Source organism: Okeania sp. (assembly GCF_983059655.1).
This window is the reverse complement of the sequence record NZ_CEZPJD010000437.1, coordinates 1-6,462: the sequence shown is the minus strand read 5'-3', so window position 1 is coordinate 6,462 and position 6,462 is coordinate 1. Positions and strand designations below refer to the sequence as shown.

Here is a 6,462-nt window from a genome sequence, read left to right as displayed (position 1 = left end):
ACTCTAAGTGCCAAAAATAATTTTGTGGTCTACTCAAATGAAAAGCGCTGTAACATTCTAACTTCTGCGCGATATAGCTGTCGCTAGTCTCCGCCAACGTGTTTGCGTAGCATTCTGTAGGCAAATGGGAAGAAATTCTATCGCTCTATGGTAACATTTGACTTACAGTCATACTCACATTAGGAAAGCAAGACAGAGGGCAGAAGGCAGAAGAGTTAGAGAATATTTGGAAAAAGTACCTTTTTATATCATGTCCGGTAGCATAGTTTGTGTATAAAATTAAGGTGAAAATAGAAGAAAAGCTTCTGCCTCCTGACTCCTGCTTCCTCGCTCGTTCCCATTTCTCCTGCTCCTACCCTCTACTAAAAGACTAGTGAAGCGCAAACCCTATTTAATATCATCAATTATTTCTCCTTGATCAAACTCCCTACCTAGACTTTTGATGGAGATGTCTAAAAAAAAGGGCTATTTTAGCCCTTACATCATGTCCGATTAATCAGCGATCAAAAAAACCTTCTACCTTTGAACCTTTCTTTCCCTTCTGCCCTCTGCCTTCATTTATTCCCTGCTATATTCAGACAACTCGACACACAAAGTTCATCGTTGCCCAACTATTAATATCTAGAGCATAATCATCAGTTGATAACCCACTTGATTGAACAGCTGATTGACTAGCACTTTGTAAGTCTCGTAATACTGCTTGTGCTACATTCAAAGGATCTAATACTTCTTGAATTAGTCGATCATCTCTCACTTGACGTACCTCTCCATTCAGAGCAGCTATTGTTTCCTTGAATGGTTGATGGCTACAGATAATTAGACTTTCTACCAACCCTTCAGGACCGATGAGTTTCCATCCAAAAGACTCTGTATCTCTAGGAGAACCACTAATCACAGGAGGCATATTTATACTGTCCCCTGGAGTAATAGCTAACCCTGTTTGTGAAAGCTCGTTATTATTGAGAGATTGATTAGATACAGTAGGATCTAGAATAATAATTCGCCCACTACTGTCTAAACTGAATAAAATAAAATAGACTGGGCGATCGCCGTCATTATACAATCGACATTGAATTCTACTACCAGTTGGTAATGTGAGTAACCCATCAGAAACTCCAAAACTACCTACACCTTCTATATTCGTTTTAAATTTCGCCTCATTACTTACCCCTAAAGTTTCCCGCCGCATAACGATCTTTGCTTCTGGAGTAATAGTAGCGAAGTTAGCTCTGACTTTTATTTGAGTCGAACTTTCATTGCTCGTTAAACGTAGTATTTTAGCTGCGAGTAAAGTTTTCAATTGAGAACTTAACCTTTGTACCGCTACTTTTACTGCTTCTCCTTTTTCTCCTCCTTCTCCGACACTATCACTATTGGGTATGAGTACCTGACCTAGAGAAAATAGAGCATAACGACCTTGGTACATTGAAGGTAGAGGAGCAGAGAGACTTTGAGCAATACTTGTTTCCCGTACTCGACTAAATACATAATCTGCTGCTTGGGTATTATTCACTACTGAAACTTGGGACACTGCAGAGAATCCACTGGTAGCATCTACCCGCTCAATTCTTGACAATTCCGGAGCCAGAGCAATAGTCAATTCAGTAGGTTTTGGCAAGATACGAATTTTTTCTCGCACCACCTCTCCTGCTAAAAATTGAGGATTAGGAGAAGATGTTTGAGTAATTTTTTGTGTTTGACTGTTTGGATTTTCTCCATCTTTAAATGGCTGTTTTTCCTGTCCCGATAGCTCTTGTAAAGTATTAGTTTCAATAATTATAGAAGCTTTAGCTTTTAAACCAGTCCGACTACGAATTTGTAATTTAAATTGGTAGTTATTTGAGTTAAAATCTGAAGAAGGTACAGTTGTAAATAGGGAATTAGATGTAACTGCATCAAGAACATTAATTGGCAGCCCTCCTAGCCAAAGACTTGCGATTTTGCCGTTATCTTCTACTGAAGTGACTACACCACTAGAATCTGGTAATAGGGGGGTTAAGAGATTTTGATAACGTGTAGCTACTGGAGTTATAGTAGCTTCTTCGGTAAATTGAGCTATATTTTGTTTTGCTGCTTCTTTGAGTTCCGGTTGCTGATAAGTTCCAGCTAGTTGTTCGACGAAGCTACCTGCTTGTGCAAAACTAATTTGTAGTTTTGTTGCAGGAGTTGTATGCCATAAATTTTGGGTAAGAGCATAAGTGAATAGACCTGAACTAAAACCATTCCAATCAGTTTCAGTAGCAAATTGGCTATCTCGACTAGCATTCAGGATCAATCCTGGTAATTGGCTTTGATTAATTAGCTGTCCTCTTGCCAAATTTTGACGATCGCGTAGCAGTGTTTGCATTGCTTTCTCTTTTTTATTAATTTCCTCTGTAGTCGAACTAGGTCGAGAGCGAACTCTGAGAAAACCTTGCAAACTTTTACCAGGATATACATAGCTAGTGTCTAGTACAGTCACTACTTTTGTCGTATTGAGCGATCGCACTAATAACCATAAAGTTTCTTCTAGTACATCATTTATTGCTTTACCCTCATTATTTGGGGATACACCATCTACTGGCACCAGAGTATTTTGAAACGTTAATTTTGAGGAATTAACATCATTTTCTTCGTTCTCATCTATCATTTTGCTGACACGACTACCATAACCACTAAAGTGAAAGAGAACTAGGTCATCGGGTCTAGCTTGATTAGTTAGATGACTAATAAAAGCCGTTTCTATATTTTCTCTGGTCGCTTGTTTATTTGTGAGAGTGAGAATATCAGTAGGTAAAAAACCAAACTTATGAACTAGCAATTCCTGCTGCATCTCCACATCTGTGATACACCCACATAGAGCTGCATCCGGATATTCATTAATACCTATTAGAAGTGCCAATTTACGTCCAGTAGTTTGAGCTAGGGCAGTTGAGTAACGACTTTGGAGTCGCCACCAAAATGCTTCACTTATTCCCAATGCTCCTAGGGCCAAGCTAGCCCTTTGCAGAAATTCACGCCGCTTTAATCCCATGCTTTTTCCTTAAGGTCCTCACCTGAACTGAGTCAATCAGGACTTTTTATAACAACATTATTAGTTTTTTACATAATTGAAGCATTCTGCAGTTAACCGATAGGGGTGATCGTAGCCAACTTTAAACACTTGCGAGTTTAGTTTACTACATCTTTCAGATCGGCTCTTAACCAGCCATCAAGTTAATGTAAATTTAATCATAGATAACTTGACCGCTCAACTAAACTTACTCAAACTTAATCAAAAGCCTGAAACCTTAGTTGTTCGTAGTGGATAGACCACTACAGGGTTAAACGGCAAACCCTTTATTCCCTGGTCTAAGACATTAGGAATTACTTTTTTAATTATATTAAATGACCCATTTACATCTGCATTTAATAATTTATTTTCTCTGGTTTTATACAACCCTCTTGTTACTCTTTTTCCACTAAATTGCTGTTTTTTATCTCCATATTTTGGTAAATCATCTCCATCTAAACAGCTCGATTGAGATGTATAAGATTCTTCTGTAATTATTACTTTTATTCCTCTTAGTTGGGCTTTATACGTTAACATCTCTATTAACCTATAGTGAGGGATATTCACAAATTGTTGATTGTTCTTTTTCCCTAATTTTATTTCTTGTTTCCAATTTTGATTCTGCCCAATAATTAAGATTCCTATTTCATGGTTGACACACCAATCTATTACTCTTTTACTTGCTGTATGGAGATAGTTTCCTACTCGAAAATTTTGTTTATGAGTTAATTTTTTTAACCGATTAGAATTACTTTTATTATGGCTATTTAATTGATATTGTAAACAAGAGCGTTGTTTATTATAAAAATTGTTAATTGCTTTTAATGGTCTGTATTTAATCAAAAGAGGAGATATTCCTGTTTGATTTGTCGTTACAGCTATTAAGTTATTTACCCCTAAATATACTCCTGCTATTTGTTCGTTTTCTGTTATTTCCTCCGCTTTTTCATATACTATTTCTATTATGTAACAGCTACTTTTGGGGATAATTCTGGTTTCTATTATTTCTGTCTGTGAAGTGGGGATTTTTATTTCACTCATCGACAGGTGACAAATTCCTTGTTTTAAGGTTTTTTTGTAAATTGATTCATCTGGATACGGCAGAATATTTCTGCCTTTTGTCTTATGTTTGTATTTGGGGATTTTTGGTTTACCTAAAAATTTATTTGGCTGTTTTTTCCACTCTCTTAAGGCTGAAAAATAACTACTCCAAGCTGAATCTAATCTCCTGATTATTTGCTTACTTACTTTGGTAGGTAAAGCTTGATAATCGTCGCTTTTAGATACCTTATGATACAGTTGATTAAAATTTAATTCCTTTTGATAGGAAAAGAAATGTTGGCGATAATTGTAATTGGCTAAATTGAACAGATTTTTTGACAAAAAAGCCTTGTGGTAAATTTCTGACCACAAATAGTGCGATTTGGTAATAACATGACGTTCAACTAGCTTCATATCTTAAATTGTAGCTGATAACGACTCAATGCATAGACAACTGAACAAACTTACTCATTTTAGTTTTATAGCTATAGTTATGAGTACTTTGATAAACTTTAGATAAGTTTTCCCCTTCTATAATTTACCAAAAAATGAGGTCCAAAGCCTCCCCTTTTAAGGGGATGAAAAGCGGTCGTTTGCTTTGCAACGCTGGCGCGAAAAGCGCAGCGCACCCGTTGGGTGGGATGGCGAGGAAACCTCGCCATATCCAATCGACCAAGAGAATATTCAGTTCAGTATTTCAAGCCGGAGGTACTGATAACTGATAACTGATAACTGATAACTGATAACTGAAATGACCCCAATTCTGAGGGGTGGTTGAAAAGCTGACTTTTTGTATAGCTTTTTCAACCTACCTCTAAATTCTGGTACAATTATGCTTCATAATATAAGGAGTGTACCAGAAAAATTTCTGCTAATATCAGCTAGATGCTTTCATTGCCTTAGCCAACTCTTCAGCAACCTCTGGTCGTGAAAATTCTGGTGGCGGTAACTCACCCCGACGTAACATTTCTCGTACTTTTGTTCCTGATAGATGAATTCGTTCTTCTGGTAAACTTGGACTTGTTTTGCTTGTGGCCATACCTTTAGTACGAGTACAGTAGAAAGCGTGTTCAAACTTCATTGGAACAATATCTAACTCTCCGGGCTCAAACTCATCAAAGATATGTTGAGCATCATAAGTACCGTAATAGTCTCCTACCCCAGCATGATCTCGACCAACTATGAAATGGGTACAACCATAGTTTTTCCGCACTAAAGCATGAAAAATAGCTTCCCTTGGGCCAGCATAACGCATAGCTGAGGGATTAATGGCCATAATTACCCGATTTTGAGGAAAGTATTTCTCAAACATAATCTCGTAGCAACGCATCCGGACATCAGCAGGAATGTCATCGGATTTTGTCGCACCCACTAAAGGATGTAGAAATAAACCATCTACTGTTTCTAAAGCACATTTTTGAATATATTCATGGGCACGGTGGATGGGGTTACGAGTTTGGAAACCTACTACTGTCTTCCAACCTCTTTCTAGAAATAGTTTTCTAGATGCAGCTGGATCGATTTGATATTTGGGAAATAATGGGTGAGGATGACGTTCTAATAACCATACTGGACCAGCTAAGTTAATGGGGCCAGCATCATAGAGAACTTTTACTCCTGGATGTTTGATTTCGTCTGTGCGATAAACATTAATTGCTTCATGGGCTTTATTGTAGCGAAACTTTTGAGTTAATTCTAAAACTCCTACAAATTCTCCATCGGGAGAATCTAGACGCACCCAACTTCCTTCTTTGATTGAATCTGCTACTTCTTCTGAGACTGATAGAGTGACTGGTATACTCCAAGGTAGACCATTTTGAAGACGCATATCAGTAACTACGGTTTCATAGTCTGCCGCTTCCATAAAGCCATTGAGGGGACTAAAACCTCCTATGGCTATCATCACTAGGTCTGACAGTGCTCGTTTATCTAGTTGTATTTTTGGTAAACTTTCAGCTTTTTCCATGAACTCTTGTCGTTCTGCTGGTGTGGCAATCCGATTAATCAGATGGCCACCGTGTGCTGGTATACCATTGGGATGCTGACTCAAAGCAATTCCTCTCTTTGTTAACTACAGTAGTCGATCAAAATTAGGTTTTCTAATCTCGATCTTACATCTTTGAGACACCTATGTCTTCAGACTTAATTTATTAGAAGTTGACTGAAGTTAAGGTGAATATCTTTAAAGATGCAAAGATGCTTTCTTTTTTCTAACTTCTCTAGTTTTAATCAGATTACCGGATTTATTGAAATCCTTCTTACACGAAGATTATGCTATTGTTAAGGACTTCCAAACTTCACGATTTAGTTTTCTGTCACCTCTTTACATATTATCTAGACATCTGGTGATAATCAAAAATTAAATCAATCCCATACGCATAAATCATCAA

General features: G+C 37.4%; 3 protein-coding genes. All 3 read right to left on the bottom strand.

The window, feature by feature from the left end; genetic code table 11:
* Positions 1-574 precede the first annotated feature (574 nt).
* The 3 genes from AC3DU7_RS21255 to sat all read right to left on the bottom strand — a co-directional run bounded on the left by AC3DU7_RS21255 (position 575) and on the right by sat (position 6,122).
* Entirely contained in the window at positions 575-3,013 is a 2,439-nt protein-coding gene (locus AC3DU7_RS21255) for a caspase family protein (RefSeq protein WP_488041297.1), read from the bottom strand.
* A gap of 240 nt (positions 3,014-3,253) precedes the next feature.
* Complete coding sequence (locus AC3DU7_RS21250; RefSeq protein ID WP_488041296.1) at positions 3,254-4,486, bottom strand: RNA-guided endonuclease InsQ/TnpB family protein; 1,233 nt, start codon at positions 4,484-4,486, stop codon at positions 3,254-3,256.
* A 463-nt stretch (positions 4,487-4,949) separates the two neighbouring features.
* Positions 4,950-6,122 carry a sulfate adenylyltransferase gene (gene sat / locus AC3DU7_RS21245; RefSeq protein WP_488041295.1) on the bottom strand — a complete coding sequence of 391 codons (1,173 nt, stop codon included), beginning with the start codon at positions 6,120-6,122 and terminating at the stop codon, positions 4,950-4,952.
* Positions 6,123-6,462: the final 340 nt, after the last annotated feature.